The sequence below is a fragment of the Azospirillum sp. A29 genome (assembly GCF_042604625.1).
GTDB classification, from domain to species: Bacteria; Pseudomonadota; Alphaproteobacteria; order Azospirillales; family Azospirillaceae; genus Azospirillum; species Azospirillum palustre.
Genome location: NZ_CP170463.1, coordinates 196,902 through 216,712, shown reverse-complemented (window position 1 = coordinate 216,712; position 19,811 = coordinate 196,902). Strand labels below are relative to the sequence as shown.

General features: G+C 68.6%; 1 protein-coding gene. It reads right to left on the bottom strand.

What is annotated here, in order from left to right:
- Positions 1–21: 21 nt before the first annotated feature.
- Positions 22–19,758 (bottom strand): calcium-binding protein, encoded by a 19,737-nt coding sequence (locus ABNQ38_RS09495; RefSeq protein WP_377807232.1) that lies wholly within the window; start codon positions 19,756–19,758, stop codon positions 22–24.
- Positions 19,759–19,811: the final 53 nt, after the last annotated feature.

Genomic DNA, 19,811 nt, shown 5'->3' with positions numbered 1-19,811 from the left:
CCCCCATTGCTCCGCGGCCTTTCACCGCCAAGCGGCGGTGATGGCGGTTTCGACCTGCGGGAAGGCATCGGGATCGATGCTCATCGTGCCGGCCGCCGGCGGAGCGAACCCTGCCATGGCCTGCACCAGCCGGTCCACCATGGAGTCCAGCAGCACGCTTCCGTCGGCTGTCTCGATGCTGTCCATATGATGCTCGGCACCGCTGTACCAGCCGGCGACGGTCACCTTGTCGGCCGTGCCGACCACCTGCACCTCCAGATCGGTGCCCGACTTTGTGAACCAGAGCTGATGGGCATCGATGCCGGCGTCGAACACCAGCCGGTCACGGTCGATGTCTCCGCTATTCTCGACGATGCGGTCGCGCCCGTCCCCGCGTCCGAACCGGTAGACATCGTCGCCCAGCCCGCCGACCAGCGTGTCGTCCCCGGCACCGCCGCTCAAGGTGTCGTCGTTGAGCACCGACCGGGCCACCATGACGCTGTAGGAGCCGAAACCGACGATGTCGGCGCTTCCATTGCCATCAACGTCCGCCAGTTCCCGCGGCATAGTGCTGTATGCGTTCCAGTAATCGTATCCAAACTCGTTACGACCGCGGAACACCCGACTGAAGGTTCCGTCCGCTTGACCCAGCGATACGTAATATCCAGACATATGGAAACCGACAATGTCCGCACGTCCATCGCCGTTGATGTCGGCAACTTGGCGAGGAACTTGGTTTGCATTCGGATAGTCCGCGTATCTGGAAAATGAGCCGTCGTTGGCAACGATTGCCGGGGCGAAGGTCCCGTCGGCCCGGCCCCGGGCGACATAGACCCGATTGTCCCCGAAACCGATGATATCGGTCATCCCATCGCCATCGACATCTCCCAGCTGGCGTGGATTATAAAATTCCTGCGACCAACCGGTGCCGATCGTGAAGCCGCCCTGGTAAGCGACCTGTGCACTGCCGAAGGTCCCATCGGCCTGTCCCAAGGCAGTCAGTACGGCGCCGCCAGAAAAACCGACGATGTCCGCCCGGCCATCGCCATTCACATCGCCGAGCAGGCGGGGATATTGCTCCGCACTGGTCCAGCCGCTGTTGTTGGTGAAGATACCGCTCAAGGCTGTTTTTGCCTGCGCAAAAGTGCCGTCCGCTTGGCCCAGGGCGATCAGCACCTCATTTTTTCCGAAACCGACGATGTCCGCCCGGCCGTCACCGTTCACGTCGGCCAGTTGACGCACGTTTTCGCTCTGGAGGCGCCAGCCGTAACTTTCCGTGAAGGATCCGTTATAGGCTTGCAGGGTCGGCCCGAAAGTGCCGTCACTCTGCCCAAGAGAGACTTGGACCGTGGTGCTGGAGAAACCGACGACATCGGCCCGGCCATCGCCATTCACATCCCCGAGCAGCCGGGGAGTGTAGCCGTCGATGCTCCATCCGAGGCTGCGGGTGTAGTTCTGGGTGAAGGCTGTCGTCGCAGGCTCGAACATGTCATAGGCGCCTCCCAACCCGGCATCGCCGATCAGGCTGTCGTTGCCGTCGCCGCCTTCCAGCACATCCCGACCGTTGCCTCCCACCAGCGTATCGGCGCCGGCGCCGCCGGTCAGCAGGTCATCGTCGTCATCTCCGGCAAGCACGTCGGCGCCGTCGCCGCCGTCCATGATGTCATTGCCGTCGCCGCCCGAGAGAGCGTCGCTGCCGTCGCCGCCCGACAGGCTGTCGTTGCCCTCACCGCCCGACAGGCTGTCGTTGCCGCCGCCGCCCAGCAGGGTGTCGTTGCCGCCTTCGCCATAGGCGATGTCGAAGTCGCCGGAACCGGCAACGTCGGCCCGGCTGTCCAGCAGATCGTCGCCATCGCCGCCATGCAGTTCGTCGCGGCCGGTGCCGCCGATCAGCGTGTCGTTGCCGGCATAGCCGGCCAGCACGTCGTTGCCGCCCTGTCCGTCGAGCAGGTCGCCGTTCGCATAGCCGAACAGCGCATCGTTGCCGGTGCCGCCGCTGAATTCCAGCCGCAGGGCGGGATCCGACAGCCGCACCTCCGTCCCGTCCTGGAAGCGGACAGTCTCCAGATAGTTGCTGCCATCGCCCCCACCGCTGAAGCGGTTGGAGATGACCACCTGCTCCGGCCGGTCGCGGAAGCTCAGCACCAGATTGTTGTCGAAACGCGCGATCTGAAGCTGGTCGGCCGCAAACCCCTCGCCGAACAGCAGCGTGTCGTTGCCGCCGCCGCCGATGATGGTGTCCCGGCCGCCGTCGTAGATCACCAGATCGTCGCCGGCGCCGCCGTCGATGTTGTCGTCGCCGGCACCGCCCTGGATGGTATCGTTGCCCGCCTCGCCATAGAGAAGGTCGTTGCCGGCACCGCCCTGGATGACGTCGTCCCCGTCGCCCCCCTGAATGCTGTCGTCGCCCGCCTCGCCATAGAGGAAATCGTTGCCGGCACCGCCGTTGAGCGTGTCGATGCCGTCGCCGCCATACAGTTCGTCGGAACTGTTGTTGCCCGCCAGTGCGTCGTTGCCGGTGCCGCCCAGCAGCGTGTCGGCGCCGTCGCCACCCGACAGGGCGTCGGTGCCGGCACCTCCGTCGAGCAGATCGTCGCCGGTGCCGCCGTAAAGGGTTTCGCCGCCGTCGCCGCCGCGCAGGGTGTCGTCGCCATCGTCGCCGGAAAGCGTGTCGTTTCCGTTGATGTCATCGCTGTTGTCGAGCAGGTCGTTGCCGGTGCCGCCGAACACCTGATCGCTTCCCGCCCCGCCATACAGGCTGTCGTCGCCGCCATAGCCATAGATGCTGTCGTTGCCACCACCGCCATGGATGGTGTCCGAAGCGGCATAGCCTTCCAGCGTGCGGGCCGCGGCATCGTCCCAGGTGTCGATGATGAGGCCCGGATTGCTCAGATCGACAGTCCTTCCATCGGCGAACAGCAGGGTTTGCAGGTAATTGGTGCCGTTGCCGGCACCGCTGAACCGGTTGGCGACGACGATCCGGTCGGTCTTGCTGTTGAAGCTGACATGCAGGTCGTTGCCGTAACGCTCGAACCGCAGATCGTCGCTGCTGTAGCCTTCACCGAAGGACAGCGTGTCGTTGCCGCCGCCGGTCACCGTGTCGGCGCCGCCCTGGTAAAGCACGAGGTCGTCGCCAGCCCCGGTGACGATCCAGTTGGCACCGGCACCGCCGGCCAGCGTGTCGTTGCCGTCCTCGCCGTAGAGTGAATCGGCATCGTCTCCGCCCGACAGGATGTCGGCACCGGCACCGCCATACAGCGTGTCGGCCCCCGCACCACCCAGAAGGCTGTCGTCTCCGGCGTCGCCATACAGGACGTCGTTGCCGTCGTCACCATACAGGGTGTCGTTGTCGGCGCCGCCATACACGGTGTCGACCCCAGCCCCGCCATGCAGGCTGTCCCTGCCGGCATCGCCCCGGATGAAGTCGTTCCCGGCATTCCCCTCGATCAGGTCGTCGCCGTCGCCGCCATAGAGCGCATCGTTGGCGGCGCCGCCATACAGCGTGTCGTTGCCCGCCTCGCCATAAGCGCTGTCGCCGCTGGCCGTGTCGTCCCGGCTGTCGATCAGGTCGTCGCCATCGCCGCCGTAAAGGGCATCGGCACCGGTGCCGCCATACAGCGTGTCGTTGCCGCCATAGCCATAGATCGCGTCGGTGCCGCCGTTGCCACGGATCACATCGCCGGCATTGTAGCCTTCCAGCACATGCCCAACGTCGCTGTCGCGCGTGGCGATGAACAGGTCGGTTCTGGACAGATCCACCGTTCCGCCATCGGCGAAGCGCAGGGTCTGCACATAGTTCGCCCCCTCGCCATTGCCGTTGAAGCGGTTGGCGACGACGATCCGCTTGCCGAGATCGTCGAAGACCAGATGGAGATCCTTGCCGTACCGCTCCAGCCGGAGGCCGGCCTGGCTGTAACCTTCGCCGAAGACCAACTCGTCACTGCCGCCGCCGCCGGTCACGGTATCGGCGCCGCCTTCGTAGACGATGCTGTCATTGCCGACACCGCCGTCGATGGTGTTGGCACCTGTCCCGCCAAACAGCGTGTCGTTGCCGGCACCGCCATTCAGGGTGTCGTTGTCGGCGCCACCGGACAGGCGGTCGTCGCCGTCCCCACCTTCGAGGGAATCGGCACCGGCGCCGCCGTCCAGCCGGTCGGCCCCAGTTCCGCCATACAGCGCATCGTTGCCGTCCCCGCCGATCAGCAGGTCGTCGCCGCCGTAGCCGTACAGGGTGTCGTTGCCGCCGGCACCGTCGATGGTGTCGTTGGCCCTGTAGCCGTAAATGGTTTCCGCGGTCGACTGCCCATAGGTTTCCATCACGATGGTCTGGGCGGACAGGTCGACGGTGCTTCCATCGGCGAACGTCACGGTCTGCACGAAATTCGCACCGTCGCCCTCGCCACTGAACCGGCCGGCCAGGACGATGCGGTCACCGGTATCGCGGAAGTTCAGATGCAGGTCGGTGCCGATGCGCGAGAGGTACATCCGCTCCCGGCTCAGCCCCGCCCCCAGCAGCAGCACATCGTTGCCGCCGCCGCCGGTGATGCTGTCCACACCGTCACCGGAGGTGAAGCGGATCACGTCGTCGCCGGCCCCGCCGTCGATGGTGTCGTTGCCGGCCCCGCCGTCCAGCGTATCGTTGCCGGCCTGACCGTAGAGGTAATCGGCACCGGCGCCACCGAAAATGGAATCGGCGCCGTCCTCGCCATAGAGATAGTCGGTGCCGCCGCCACCGTCGATCAGGTCGTCCCCCGCCCCGCCATAGGCCACGTCGACCCCGCCACCGCCATAGATGGTGTCGTTGCCGCTGCCGCCATAGGATGCGTCATTGATGCCGCCGGCGCTCGGATCGTCACGGTTGTCGATCAGGTCGTCGCCGGCACCGCCATGCATCTCGTCGGAACCGGAACCGCCCAGGATGGTGTCGTTGCCCGCTCCGCCGAGGATGGTGTCGTTGCCGCTGTCACCCGACAGCCGGTCGTCGCCCAGGCCGCCGCCCAGCGCGTCGTTGCCGTCGCCGCCGGTCAGGCTGTCATTGCCGGCGGGTTCGTTGGCCGATGGCGGCGGCGCGGCGGACCCGACACCCCACGTATAGCTGGCGCCCTCGGAAATCCAGCGAAGGGGCGTGGTTCCATCCGGATAGTACACGCCGTCGGTGCCAGGGAAAGGCACGCCGTTGATCTCAATCCCGGCGACAAAGACCCAAGCTCTGTCCTGAGGATTGTTGCCAGACTCCCGTGCAACGGAAATCGTAAGATTGGACACGGCAGACCGGTCCCGAAGCGTAAACACGAAATCGGAAACCTGACCTATGAACGGTCCGTCCGAGTAGGAGTAGGGGACAGTAATTCTCTGATAAAGAATCGTCGTTCCGTCGAGAGAGATCGTTGTCAGCGGCCATTTCTGCATGTAATGCGCACCCATTCGGATGCGGACGAGAACCACCTCGTTTCCGGTCGTCGAAATCTCGTCGCCCCACAGGCGATCCTCGCCGCTTCCACCGGAAACGCTGTCGTCGCCAGCGCCGCCATAGGCGAGATCGTTGCCGTCTCCACCATCGACGACGTCCTGGCCGGCACCGCCATGCAGATCGTCGTTGCCGGTTCCACCGGTCAGCGTGTCGTTGCCGCCATAGCCGTAGATCGCATCGTTGCCGCCCTGCCCATCGATGCTGTCATCGACGTTGTAGCCCTCCAGCTTCTCGCCTCCCGCCCCGCCGGTCGTCTGGATCACCAGATCCTTACGGGTCAAATCCTCCAGCGATCCGTCAGCGAAGCGCAGAGTCTGGGCATAGGCAGCACCGTCGGCGGCACCGTTGAAGCGGTCCTTGACGATGATCTGGTCGGTGCGGCCGGTGAAGCGCACATAGAGATCGTTGCTGAAGCGGGAGAAATAGAGCGCAGCCTTGTCGAAGGACGCATCCAGTTCGACGAGGTCGTTGCCGCCGGTGTTGTAGACGATGTCCTGACCGCCATCGAAGCGGATGACGTTGTTCCCGGTTCCGCCGTAAAGCGTGTTGTTGCCGGCCCCGCCGATCAGCGTGTCGTCACCGGCGTCGCCATGGAGCGTGTCGTCCCCCTCCCCGCCATCCAGCGTATCGAGCCCGTCACCGCCTTCCAGGCGGTCGGCACCGACCCCACCGCTCAACGTATCGTCGCCCGATCCGCCATAGAGCTGGTCGTTGCCGGCTCCACCCTCCAGCGTGTCGTTCCCGCCATAGCCGTAGATGCTGTCGTTGCCCTCGACGCCCTGGATAAGGTCGCCGACATTGTAGCCCTCCAGCTTTTCGGAACCGGCGGTCGCCAGCGTCTCCAGCTTCAGCGTTGGGTCGGTCAGGTCCGCCCGCTGCCCGTCGGCGAACAGCAGGGTCTGGACATAGCTCGCCCCATCCCCGGCGCCGTTGAAGCGGTTCTTCAGCACGATCTCGTCGGCCGCGCCGCGGAAGCGCAGATAGAGGTCGTTGCCGAAGCGGGCGTAATACAGGTCCTCCCGCCACAGGCCGCTGCGGATCTCCAGGACGTCGTTGCCGCCTTCGTTGGTGATGGTGTCCCGGCCGCCGGCATGGCGGATCACGTCGTCGCCCAGGCCGGTCAGGATGGTGTTGGTTCCCGCCTCGCCTTCCAGTGTGTCGGCGCCATCGCCGCCCTGGATGCTGTCGTCACCGGTACCGCCCGACAGGCTGTCGTCGCCGGCCCCGCCGGACAGCGTGTCGTTGCCGACCCCGCCCAGCAGGCTGTCGTTGCCCGCATTGCCCTCCAGCCAATCGTTGCCGGCGTTGCCCTCCAGCCGGTCGTCGCCATCCCCGCCGGAGAAGGTCTCGGCCGCGTCGCCGCCGAGGATGGTGTCATTGCCCGCTTCGCCATAGGCAACGTTCAGCGACGCCCCGGTGCCGGTATCGTCCCGGTTGTCGATCAGGTCGTTGCCGTCGCCGCCATAGAGCTGGTCGGCCCCCACGCCGCCGATCAGGGTGTCATCGCCGGCCCCGCCGGTCAGGCTGTCGTTGCCATCACCGCCTTGCAGCAGGTCGTCGCCATCGTCGCCGTTCAGCCGGTCGTCACCGGCCCCGCCGATCAGCGTGTCGTCACCCGATCCGCCGTAGATCTGGTCGTTGCCGGTCCCGCCATCCAGCGTGTCATTCCCGCCATAGCCATAGATCGTGTCGTTGCCGCCGACGCCCTGGATCAGGTCGCCGACATTGTAGCCCTCCAGCTTTTCGGAACCGGCGGTCGCCAGCGTCTCCAGCGTCAGCGTCGGGTCGGTCAGGTCCGCCCGCTGCCCGTCGGCGAACAGCAGGGTCTGGACATAGCTCGCCCCATCCCCGGCGCCGTTGAAGCGGTTCTTCAGCACGATCTCGTCGGCCGCGCCGCGGAAGCGCAGATAGAGATCATTACCGAAGCGGGCGTAATAGAGCTCCTCCCGCCGCAGGCCGCTGCGGATTTCCAGGACGTCGTTGCCGCCTTCGTTGGTGATGGTGTCCCGGCCGCCGGCATGGCGGATCACGTCGTCGCCCAGGCCGGTCAGGATGGTGTTGGCTCCCATCCCGCCTTCCAGCGTGTCGGCGCCGTCGCCGCCCGAAAGGAAGTCGTCGCCATCACCACCCTGGATGCTGTCGTTGCCGGCATCGCCATACAGCGTGTCGTTGCCGGTGTCGCCGGACAGGCGGTCGTCGCCCTCACCGCCTTCCATGTAGTCGGTCCCGGCCCCGCCGACGATCAGGTCGTTGCCCGCACCGCCATAATGGAGATCGGCATCGTCGCCGCCCTCCAGCGTGTCGTCGCCATCGCCACCTTCGAGCCGGTCGGCCCCGGCGCCGCCGAGCAGCCGGTCGTTGCCGGTGCCGCCGAGCAGAACGTCATTACCGGCCCCGCCATCCAGCAGATCGTCGCCGCCATAGCCGAGGATGGTGTCGGTGCCGCCAAGGCCGCTGATGGTGTCGTTGGCGTTATAGCCTTCCAGCGTTTCGTTGAACTCGGTCGCCACCGTTTCCAGAACCAGCGCGGGATCGGACAGGTCCGCCCGGTCGCCGTTGGCGAACAACACGGTCTGGACATAGCTCGCGCCGCCGCCGGCCTTGTCGAAGCGTCCGGTCAGAACCACCTCGTCGCTTCGGTTGCGGAAACGCAGATACAGGTCGTTGCCGAAGCGGGCGTAATATATGTCGGCCCGCGTCAGCCCGCCACCGATCTCCAGCGTGTCGGCGCCGGCTTCGTTGGTGATGGTCTCGCGCCCGCCGTCGAAGCGGATCGTGTCGTCGCCGGCTCCGGTGAACAGCCTGTCGGTGCCGCCGCCGCCAATCAGCGTGTCGTCGCCATCGCCGGCCAGCAGGCTGTCGTCGCCGTCGCCACCCTCCAGCAGGTCGTTGCCGCCCCCGCCATCCAGCGTGTCGGCCCCTGCCCCGCCGGACAGGCCGTCATTGCCGTCGCCCCCCGAAAGGAAGTCGGCGCCGTCGCCGCCGGACAGGGTATCGGTTCCCTCATCGCCATAGAGGCTGTCGTTGCCGCCGCCGCCCTCGATGCTGTCGTCGCCGGTTCCACCGGACAGGGCGTCGGAGCCACCGCCGCCGAGGATGGTGTCGTTGCCGGCCTCGCCGTAGGAGCGGTCGAAACGGCCATCGGTACCGGAATCGCCGCGGCTATCGATCAGGTCATTGCCGTCGCCGCCATACATCACCTCCCAGCCGGTATCGCCGATCAGCGTATCGTCGTCGCCATAGCCGAAGATGGTGTCGTCGCCGCCCCGACTGTTGATCCAGTCGCCGACATTGTACCCTTGCAAATACTCGCTGGCGTTGGTCGCATCGGTCTCCAGCGCGATATCGGTACGGGTCAGGTCGAAACCGGTGCCGTCGGCGAAGACCAGCCGCTCCACGAAGGACGCACCATCGCCTGCCCCGTTGAAGCGGCCGGTGACAACGATCTCGTCGGTGGACCGCCCGCGGAAGCGGATGTGGAGGTCGTTGCCGAAACGGGCGAAATAGAGATCGCCGCGGCCGATGCCGGGACCGAACTCGATGCGGTCGAGCCCGGCATTGTCTTGGACCGTATCGCGCCCGTCACCGACGCGGTAGACATAGACGTCGTCGCCGCCGCCGCCACGGATGGAGTCGGCACCGATCCCGCCGTCGATGGTGTCATCACCGTCCTCGCCGTCGATGCTGTCGTTGCCGTCGCCGCCCGACAGGCTGTCGTCGCCGGTACCGCCGAAGATAGCATCGGAACCGCCGCCACCCAGGACGGTGTCGTTGCCGTCGCGGCCCTGGATCACATCGCTCGCGCCGTCGGTGCCGGGGTCGTCGCGGCCGTCGATCAGATCGTCGCCCGTACCGCCATCGATGGAATCCGATCCGGTACCGCCGATCAGCGTGTCGTTCCCGGCATAGCCGAGGATCGTGTCGTTGCCGGCCGCCCCCTCGATCCGGTCGCCGACATTGTAGCCCTGGAGATACTCCGCCGCCGCGGTCGCCACCGTCTCCAGCGCGATGTCGGTGCGGGTCAGGTCGAAGCTGGTGCCGTCGGCGAAGGCCAGCCGCTCCACGAAGGAGGTGCCGTCGCCCGCCATGTTGAAGCGTCCGGTCACCACGATCTCGTCGGTCGGCCGGCCGCGGAAGCGGATGTAGAGGTCGTTGCCGAACCGCGCGAAATAGAGATCGCCGCGGCCGATGCCGGGACCGAACTCGATGCGGTCGAGCCCGGCGCTGTCCAGGATGTAATCGCGCCCGTCGCCGATGCGGTAGACGTAGACGTCGTTGCCGGTCCCGCCGTCCAGCGTGTCGTTGCCGATGCCGCCGATCAGCGTGTCGTTGCCGCCGCCGCCGCTCAGCCGGTCATCGCCGTCCTGGCCCAGCAGCAGGTCGTCGGTCGCCACCCCGGTCAGCAGGTCGCCGCCGGTGCCGCCCAGCATCGCCAGTTCGCCCAACGGCATGGTGGTGCCGTCGGCGAAGGTCAGCCCGGCCAGCCCACTGGTGCCGTCGCTGGCCGAGAAATGGTTGACGATGCGGATCTGCCGGCCGGTGGCGCGGACCTGCACGATCAGGTCGCCGCCGGACCGCGTCAGCACGACGTCCTTCCAGTCCAGCCCGTCGGGCAGGCCCACCGTGTCGCCGCTGCCGGGGAAGACGATCAGGTCGGTGTCGATGCTGCCGAAGCGGAAGACCGACGGGCCGTCGCCGCCGATGAAGACGTTGCCGGCCCCCAGCACCCACGGAATCCCAGCTGCGAAGTTGATCTCATCGAGCTGGTTCAGGAAATGGTTGAACACCAGCACGTTGATCGTGCCATCGGCCGAAACGATGCGCAGATCGTCATGCTCGCGCACCAGGCGCAGGTTGGCCGGCGGGATGCCGGCGCCGAAGACCAACCGGTTGTCGCCACCCGCCGGATGGATCGTCACCGGGCCGCTGGCGGAACCGACGCTGAAACTGTTGTTGCCGCGGCTGCCGATCAGAATCCCGTTGCCGGCAACCGCCCAGATCTGGCCGTCGTCGTAACGGACGGTGGACAGGCCGGACCCGCTGCCCGCCAACCCGGTGGGGCCGAAATGGTTGACCACCGTCAGGTCGACGCTGCCGTCGTCGGTGAAGATGTGCAGGTTGACGCCGTCGCGCTCCATCCGCACCAGCGCCGGGTCGATGCCGGGACCGAAATACAGCCGGTCGCTGCCGCCGCCGGGGAAGAGGTAGCGCTGGCCCTGGCCGGGCAGGATGGTGAAGTCGTCGGTTCCCTGCTGGCCGAACATCACGCTGTCGCCCTGCAGGTTGAGCGTCAGCCCGCCGGAGAAGGTGATGGCGTCCAACCCGCGCGCCAACCCATCGGTGGGAGCGGTGAAGTGGTTGACGACGCGCACGACACGTCCGCTGCCGATGAAGGCGACCACCAGATCGACGCCGTCCTGCCGCAGAGTCACGTCGCCTGGGGAAACATCCGGCCCAAAGACGATCTGGCTGCCGCCGCCCCCGGCATGGATGAACTGGGTGGCCGGACCGGTCTTGCCGATGGTGAAGCGGTCGCCGCCCCCGCCGCCGATCAGCGTGTAGGGCGAATTGAGGTCGAATACCCGCCCGTCGGAGAAGTCCAGCTGGCCGACGCCGCCGAAGTAGTTGAGGACGGTCACCACCTGCTGCGTGCGGTCGATGAAGACCTGCAGGTCGGACCCGGTACGGATCAGCCGCACCTCCGTGCTGTCGATGCCGTCGAACACCACGCGGTCGCCGCCTTCGGCATAGATGGTCTTCGACCCGCTGTCGGGACCGACCAGGAAGACCGTTCCGCCCTGGCCGCCGATCAACAGATTGTCACCGGTCAGCGGCAGCACCGAACCGTCGGGGCGCGTCAGCGAGTCCATCGGCGTGCCGGCGAAATGGTTGACGATGGTCAGCGCATCCGCCGTGCCGTCGATGGTGATGCGCAGATTGTCGCCGATGCGCGCCACCCGGATCTTGGATCCGTCCACCGTGTCGACGAAGCGCAGGGTGTCGTCGCCGGCGCTGTCGGGATAGACGATCACGTCGCCCATCCCGCGCTGGATCACGAACTGGTCGTGGCCGGTGCCGCCGATCAGCACCTTGCCGCCCTGGATGTTCCAGGTGGTGCCGTTGTTGAAGACCAGATCGCCGATGCCGTTCATGGCGAAGTGGTTGACGATGACCATCTCGTTCGGCTGGCCGACGATGGTCAGGTGCAGGTCGTTGCCGACGCGCACGATGCGGGTCTTGCCCGGATTGGCGTCGATGGCCAGATGCTGGCCGGGCGCGCCGGGATAGATGTACATCGGACCGGCGGGAATCGTCTCCGCTCCGCCGCCGCTGATGAAGATGTTGGTGCCGATGATCGGCCACACGACGCCGTTGGAGAAGACGATCTCGGGGATCGCCACCACGCCACCGGTGGCGAACTGGTTGACGATGGTCATGCTGTCGGCACCGGCGGTGACGCGCAGATCGTTGCCGACACGGGTCAGGCGGACGGTGGACGGGTCGATGCCGGGCGCCACCTCGATGCGGTCGCCACCGCCCTGACCGCCGCCGCCATAGACGACGACGGCGCCGGAGCCTGGCGACAGCAGGAACCGATCGGCGCCGTCCGTTCCGATGCGGGCGCCGGGGCCGCCGACCGTCCAGATCTTGCCGTCGGCGAAGGCGATGTCGCGCGCCTCGTTGTTCAGGAAGTGGTTCAGCACCTTGACCGTGTCGCTGCCGTCGCGCATGACGATCTCAAGGTCGTCGCCGACGCGGCGCACCAGCGTGTCCAGGCTGTCGAAGCCGGTCCCCAGCCGCAGGCGGTCGCTGCCGCCACCGGGGAAGAGCGACACATGGCCGATGCCCGGTGCGGCGGTGAAGGTGTCGGTGGCGCTGGTCCCCACCATGATGCTGGCGCCCCAGATGTTCCACGTGTCGCCGTCGATGAAGCGCAGCGTGTGCACGCCGCCGCTCGCTCCGCCGGAGAAGTGGTTCAGCACGGTCAGCTTGTCGGGCAGCGTGCGCAGGCCGATCACCAGATCGTCGCCCACCCGCTGCATGGTCACGCTCGCCTTGTCGATGCCGGGACCGATGACGATCTGGTCGTTGCCGCCGCCGGGCAGGATCGATTTGGCGCCGCCGCCGACCGTCAGGGTGTAGCTGTCGTCGCCGGCCCCGCCGATCAGCAGGGCGGGATCGGACAGGTTCCAGAAGCGCCCGCCGGCATAGACATTCTCAAGCAGCGACGCCCCCCAGCCGGTGGCGAAATGGTTCAGCACGGTGACCTTGTCCGTCGACCCCTTCACCGAAATGACCAGATCGTCGCCCTGGCGGGTGAAGCCCAGCTTGTCGGCGCCGATGGTGGACGCGACGTTCAGCGTGTCGATGCCCTTGCCGGCGAACAGCGTGACGGCCCTATCGCCCGGCTTGAAGGCGAAGACGTCGGCGGTGTCGCCGCCCATGCGGAATCCGGCCCCGCCGTCCAGCGGCCACACCGTCCCGTCGGCGAAGGTCAAGCTGCGCAGCACGCCGTTGCCGGCGCCCGCGTCGTTGAAGTGGTTGAGCACCACCACCCGGTCGTCGGCATTGCCGATCTGGATGACCAGCTTGTCGCCGTCCCGGCGCAGCGCCACCTGCGACGGAAGGATGCCGGCGCCCAGCACCAGCCCGTCGTGGCCGCCGCCGGTCGCGAGCACACGCTCACCCAGGCCCGCCGCCACCTCCACCCGCTCGTCGGCGGCTGTGCCGGCGATCAGGCGGGTGTTGTCGATGGACCATTCGGTGCCGTCGCCGAAGCGGATGGTCCGATAGCCGTCGGCATTGCCGTCGAACTGCTGCTTGATCAGCCAGGACGCGCCACTGCCGTCATAGGAGATGCGCAGGTCGTCACCCTCGCGGGTCAGCCGCATGCGGTCGGGGTCGATGTTCGACGCGAAGGCGATGGTATCGGCACCGGCGCTGCCGTAGAGAATCGTCTGCCCGCCATCGAGCCCGAAGACCATGCGGTCGTCGCCGCCGCTGCCGATGCGGATGTCGTTGCCGCGCACGCGCCAACTGCTGCCGTCGGCCAGTTCGATGGCCTCCACCCCGCCATTGCCGGCACCGGCCAGCGCCTCGGCCGAGAAATGGTTGAAGAGCAGGATCGAGCGGTCGGTGCCGGCGATGCGGATCTCCAGGTCGTCGCCCTTGCGCGACAGGCGCAGATCGTCGGCGCTCACGTCGGCGCCGAAGCGGATGACGTTCACACCGGCATTGGCATGCAGGCTGTGGCCGGCGAAGCCGGGCTCGATGGCGATGGTGTCGTCGCCGGTGCTGCCCAGCAGCAGGTCGTCGCCCCACACCGGCCAGACCACGCCGTCGGCGAACTGTATCTGACGGACGCTGCCGTCCCCCGCTCCGGCGGCACCGTTCGGGGCGAAATGGCCCATGATGGTGATGCGGTCGCGGGCATAGCCATCTTCCCCGGCCGGGCCGCCCTGCGCGTCGAACAGGATGTGCAGGTCGTCGTCGATCCGCACGAGATGCGCGATCTCATGCCGGAAGCCGGAACCGAGCCGCACCGTGTCGTTGCCGCCTTCGCCGAACACCACCACATGGCCGGCGCCCGACGGCGCGGTCAGGACGTCGTCCCCCGCGGTGCCGGTGACCACGAGGTCGCCGAACATCCGCACGCCGTCCTGCACATAGACCGTGGTCGCACCGCGGCTGTACAGGTTGTACAGCACGGAACCGACGGTCTGGCTGCCGCCGCGGCGCCAGCCGGACTCCTTGAAGGTCACCAGATCGTTGCGGTCGCCGGTGACGTAGAGCGGCGCCCCGCCGGTGTCGGCGACGATGCCCTGCTCGTTCAGGATCAGGGTCTGGCGGCCCGGATGGCCGAGGTCGATCATCTCGACGCCATGGACCCCGCCGGCATCGGCGCCGGTCACCACCAGCCGCTCGCCCTCGAAGCGCAGGGTGTCGAAGCCGCTGCCGCCGTCGATGCCGGCGAAGCCGTCGTCGAGCACCCGCAGCGTGTCGTCACCCGCCCCGCCGGACAGGCTGTCCGCACCGCCGCGGCCGTCCAGATAGTTGGCGGCGGCGTCGCCGGTCAGGCTGTCGGCACCGCCGGTGCCGATCAGGTTCTCCACACCGTCGAGCCGGTCGCCCTCGGCATGGCCGCCGCGACCGATGCCGGTGGCGAGATTGACCGACACCGCGGCATCCGACGCCGAATAGTCGGCGGTGTCGATCCCCGCCCCGCCGCTCAGGCTGTCGGCGCCGATCCCGCCGATCAGCGTGTCGTTGCCGCTGCCGCCGCGCAGGCGGTTGGCCCCGGCATCGCCGGTCAGTTGGTCGTCGGCGGCGGAACCGGTCAAATTCTCGATTCCCGACAGCACGTCGCCCGTGGCGTCGCCGCCGGCTGCAGTTCCATCGGCAAGGCTGACGGTCACCCCGGCGGCCGAGCCGGTGTAGTCGGCGTTGTCCGATCCGGCGCCGCCGATCAGTGTGTCGGCACCGGCGCCGCCGCGCAGGATGTTGTCCTGCGCATCGCCGGTCAGCAGGTCGGCACGGGTCGATCCGAACAGGTTCTCGACCCCGATCAGCACATCCCCCTCCGCCGTGCCACCGAGCCCGGTGCCCGCCGACAGATCGACCGTCACCGCCGCGCCGGACGCCGAATAGTCGGCGGTGTCGCTGCCGGCCCCGCCGATCAGCGTGTCGGACCCGGCCCCTCCCACCAGCGTGTCGTTGCCGCCGGCACCATCCAGGACGTTGGCTCCGCCGTCGCCGGTCAGCCGGTCGCCGAAGGCGGAGCCGGTCAGGTTTTCGATCCCGCTCAGCCGGTCGCCCTGGGCGTCGCCGCCGCTGCCGGTGCCGCTCGCCAGGCTGACGCTCACCGCGGCGGCGGAGGCCAGATACTCCGCGGTGTCGGTGCCGTCGCTGCCGATCAGCGTATCGGCGCCGCCCAGCCCGACGAGCGTGTCGTTGCCGCCGCGTCCGTCGAGCCGGTTGGCGGCCGCATCGCCGGTCAGCCGGTCGTCATGGTCGGAGCCGGACAGGTTCTCTATACCGGACAGCACGTCGCCCTCGGCGTCGCCACCCGAACCGGTGCCGCTGGCCAAGTTCACCGCGACACCACCGGCAGAGGCCGCATAATCGGCGCTGTCGATGCCGTCGCCGCCGATCAGCGTGTCGGCTCCGGCACCGGCGGACAGCCAGTCGTCCCCGGCACCGCCATCCAGCCGGTTGGCACCGGCATCGCCGGTCAGACGGTCGGCGCCGGCCGAGCCGGTGACATTCTCGATGCCGGACAGCAGGTCGCCTTCGGCATCGCCGCCAGCGCCTGTCCCTGCCGCCAGATCGACGGCGACACCGCCGGCCGATGCGGCATAGTCGGCGGTGTCCATCCCCTCGCCGCCGAGCAGCGTGTCGGAACCGGCGCCACCGGCCAGCAGATCGTCGCCCGTTCCGCCGTCGAGCAGGTTCGCGCCACCGTCGCCGGTCAGCGTGTCGTCATGGTCGGAGCCGGTCAGGTTCTCGATCCCGGACAGCACGTCGCCCTCGGCATCGCCGCCAAGCCCGGCACCGCTCGCCAGATCGACCGCCACACCCGCACCGGAGGCCGAATAGTCGGCGAGGTCGATGCCGTCGCCGCCGATCAGCGTGTCGGCGCCATCCAATCCGGCAAGCGTGTCGTCACCGCTGGCGCCGTCGAGGCGGTTGGCGCCGACATCGCCGGTAAGCCGGTCGCCGAAGGCGCTGCCGGTCAGATTCTCGATGTCGGACAGCCGGTCGCCGTCCGCGTCGCCGCCAATGCCGGTGCCGCTCGACAGATCGACGGTCACGCCGTCGGCCGATGCCGAATAGTCGGCAAGGTCGACGCCATCGCCGCCGATCAGCGTGTCCGCGCCGCCAAGCCCGATCAGCGTGTCGTTGCCGCCGCGGCCGTCGAGCAGGTTGCCGTTGGCATCGCCCACCAGCAGATCGTCGTGATCCGAGCCGGTCAGGTTCTCGATGTCCGAGAGAACGTCGCCCTCGGCATCACCGCCGGCCGCCGTGCCCGCCGCCAGATCGACGGACACCCCGGTGGCCGAAGCCGAGTAATCGGCGGTGTCGATGCCGTCGCCGCCGATCAGGCTGTCGCCGCCGCCGGCCCCCGCCAGCGTGTCGTCCCCGGCACCGCCATCCAGCACATTCGCCCCGCCGTCGCCGGTCAGCCGGTCATCCCGGGTCGAGCCGGTCAGGTTCTCGATGCCGGACAGGACATCTCCCTCGGCATCGCCACCCAGGCCGGTGCCGGCCGCGAGATCGACCGTCACGCCGGCTTCGGACGCGGAATAGTCCGCAGTGTCGGTCCCCTCGCCGCCGATCAGCGTGTCGGCGCCGCCGGCCCCGGCCAGCAGGTCGTCACCGTCGCCGCCCTCCAGGCGGTTGGCGGCAGCGTCGCCGGTCAACCGGTCGTCATGGGCGGAACTGACGACAGTCTCGATGCCGGTCAACCGGTCGCCCTCGGCATCGCCGCCGGCACCCGTGCCGGCCGCCAGATCGACGGTCACGCCCGCCCCGGACGCCGCATAGGTGGCGGTGTCGATGCCGTCCCCGCCGTCGAGCCAGTCGGCACCGCTGCCACCGTCCAGCAGGTCGTCCCCCGCTCCACCCGACAGGCTGTCGTCGCCGGCCCCGCCGGACAGGCTGTTGTCGCCGCCGTCGCCGGCCAGCGTGTCGGCACCGCCACCGGCCAGAATGGTCTCGATGCCCGACACGCGGTCGGCCATCCAGCCGCCGTGGCGCACCTCGCCGGTCGCAAGATCGATGGAGATCGCGCCGGTCTCGGCAGAGTAATCGGCGATGTCGATGCCGTCGCCGCCGTCGAGGACATCGTTGCCGCCGCCCCCCTTCAGCACGTCGTTGCCGGCGCCGCCCAGCAGGGTGTCGGCACCCAGCCCGCCGACCAGCGTATCGTTACCGTCGCCGCCATCCAGGTAATCGCCGGTATAGTCGGCGCCCACCGTCAGCCGGTCGTTGCCGGCCCCGCCGATCAGCGTGTCGCTGCCGAGGCCGCCGTCCAGCGTGTCGTTGCCCGCCCCGCCGTCGAAGCGGTCGTCGCTCCACACGCCGTCGCCGTCGCTGACCAGATCGTCACCGTCGCCGGCCAGCACGATGTCGCGGCCACCGCCGCCGATGATGGTGTCGTTGCCGCTGCCGCCCTCTATGCTGTCGTCGTTTTCGCCGCCGTCGATGCTGTCGTTGCCGGCGCCGCCGCTGATGACGTCGGCCCCGGTGCCGCCGCCGATGACGTCGTCGCCGCTGCCGCCGTCGAGCGTGTCGCTCACGTCGCCGCCCAGCAGCGTGTCGTTGCCGCTGCCGCCATAGAGCCGGTTGGCGTCGGTGCCGCCATCCAGCAGATCGTCGCCCATGCCGCCATAAAGCAGGTCGGCGCCGCTGCCGCCGGACAGGCTGTCGTTGCCGGTCCCGCCGTCCAGCGTGTCGTCCTCGCTGCCGCCGTCCAGCAGATCGTTCCCGGAGCCGCCGAACAGCCGGTCGCTCTGCGATCCGCCGCGCAGCGTGTCGGCACCCGATCCGCCGCGCAGGCTGTCTTCGCCCCAATCGCCGTTCAGCAGGTCATCGCCGGCCCCGCCCAGCAGCGTGCCGCCCCCACCGCCGCTGCCCAGCGTGTCGTTCCCGGCACCGCCATCGAGCGTCTCCGCCCGCCAGTCGCCCGTCAGCGCGTCGTTGCCGCCGACCTGCGCCTCGCCGGCCTCAAACGCCTGCTCGTCGGCCGGGGACAGCCCGTCGATGTCGGCGGCACCGTCGTTCCGGACCGCGGTGACGCCGATGTGGAAGACGCGATCGGTGCTGAGCCCCCCGGCATCGGTGACGCGGACGGTTACCGCATGGGCGGGAGCCTGTGCATAATCGAACTCTGCCCCGGCGGCGACGGACAACACCCCGGTCGCCGCATCGATCGCGAAGCGCCCGCCGGCATCGTCGGTCAGGCTGTAGGTCAGCGTGTCTCCATCGGGGTCGCTGCCGTGGGCGGTGCCGACGACGGTTCCGGCCGATGCATGCTCGGCAACGGCGACCCCGTCGAGCATCACGCCGGACGGAGCGTCGTTGACGCCGGCCAGCGTGACGGTGACCGTCTGGCTGGTTACCCCGCCCCGGCCGTCGGCCACATCGATGCGGAAGCTGTCGGTGCCGGCGTAGTCGGCATCGGCCCGGTAGGTGAAGCGGCCGTCGGCCTCCAGCACCAGCCGGCCATGGCCCGGCCCGGCGCCGACGCCATAGGTCAACGCGTCGCCGTCGGGATCGACCGCGCCGACCGAACCGGTGACCGGCGTATCCTCCGTCCCGCTCAACGCCTGATCGGCGGCGACCGGGGCCCGGTTGGGGGCCGCGACGACCATGCCGGCCAGATCGGCGACCGCCACCGTCCGGCCGTCCACCGTCACCTCGAGCACGTTCCAGTTGTTGGCGACAAGCCCGATCGCCTCACCGGTGAAGCTCTGGCCGTCGTCGCCATGGCGGCGGATAAAGTCCGCCAGTTGGACGAGATCGGCCGCGACGGCGGCGGTCACCTGACCGGCGGTCAGCGCCACCCGCAGCCGGTCATAGCCGGCACCGCCGTCCAGCGTGTCGTTGCCCGCCTGATCCGACAGGACATGGTCCAGCAGATCGTCGCCGCCGCCGGCCCGGACGAGGTCGGTCCCGGCGCCGTCGGCCAGCCGGTCGGCGCCCATCCCGCTGGTCAGCGTGTCGTCGCCGTCGCCGCCGTCGAGATAATCGCCGCTGTAATCGTCGCCGACGGTCAGCCGGTCGTTGCCCGCCCCGCCGATCAGGGTGTCGCTGCCGTATCCCCCCTCCAGCGTGTCGTTGCCGGCACCGCCGTCAAAGCGGTCGTCGCTCCACACCCCGGCGCCGTCCGTCACCAGATCGTCGCCGTCGCCGGCAGTCACCACGTCACGGCCGCCGCCGCCGACGATGGTGTCGTTGCCGCTGCCGCCGTCGATGCTGTCGTCGTTCTCCCCGCCATCAATGCTGTCGGCACCGTCGCCACCCCGGATCAGGTCGTTGCCGGTCCCGCCGGAGATCACATCGTTGCCGGCGCCGCCATCCAGCGTGTCGTTGTTGCTGCCGCCCAGCAGCGTGTCATTGCCGGCACCGCCGAACAGGCTGTTGTTGCCGGTTCCGCCATCCAGCCGGTCGTTGCCGTCGCCGCCATCCAGCCAATCGTTGCCGTCGCCGCCGATCAGGGTGTCGTTGCCGGCACCGCCGCTCAGCGTGTCGGCGCGCCAGTCACCGGTCAGCAGATCGTCGCCGTCGGTGGTCACGGTGCTGGTCATCGGCTTGTCCTCCGGAAATGTCGGCCCGGTTGCTCCGGGCCTCGCGGCTGGTG

Bases quoted from the DNA above. Each gene is read 5' to 3' on its own strand.
- ABNQ38_RS09495 (WP_377807232.1), bottom strand. From the start codon at position 19,758: ATGACCAGCACCGTGACCACCGACGGCGACGATCTGCTGACCGGTGAC.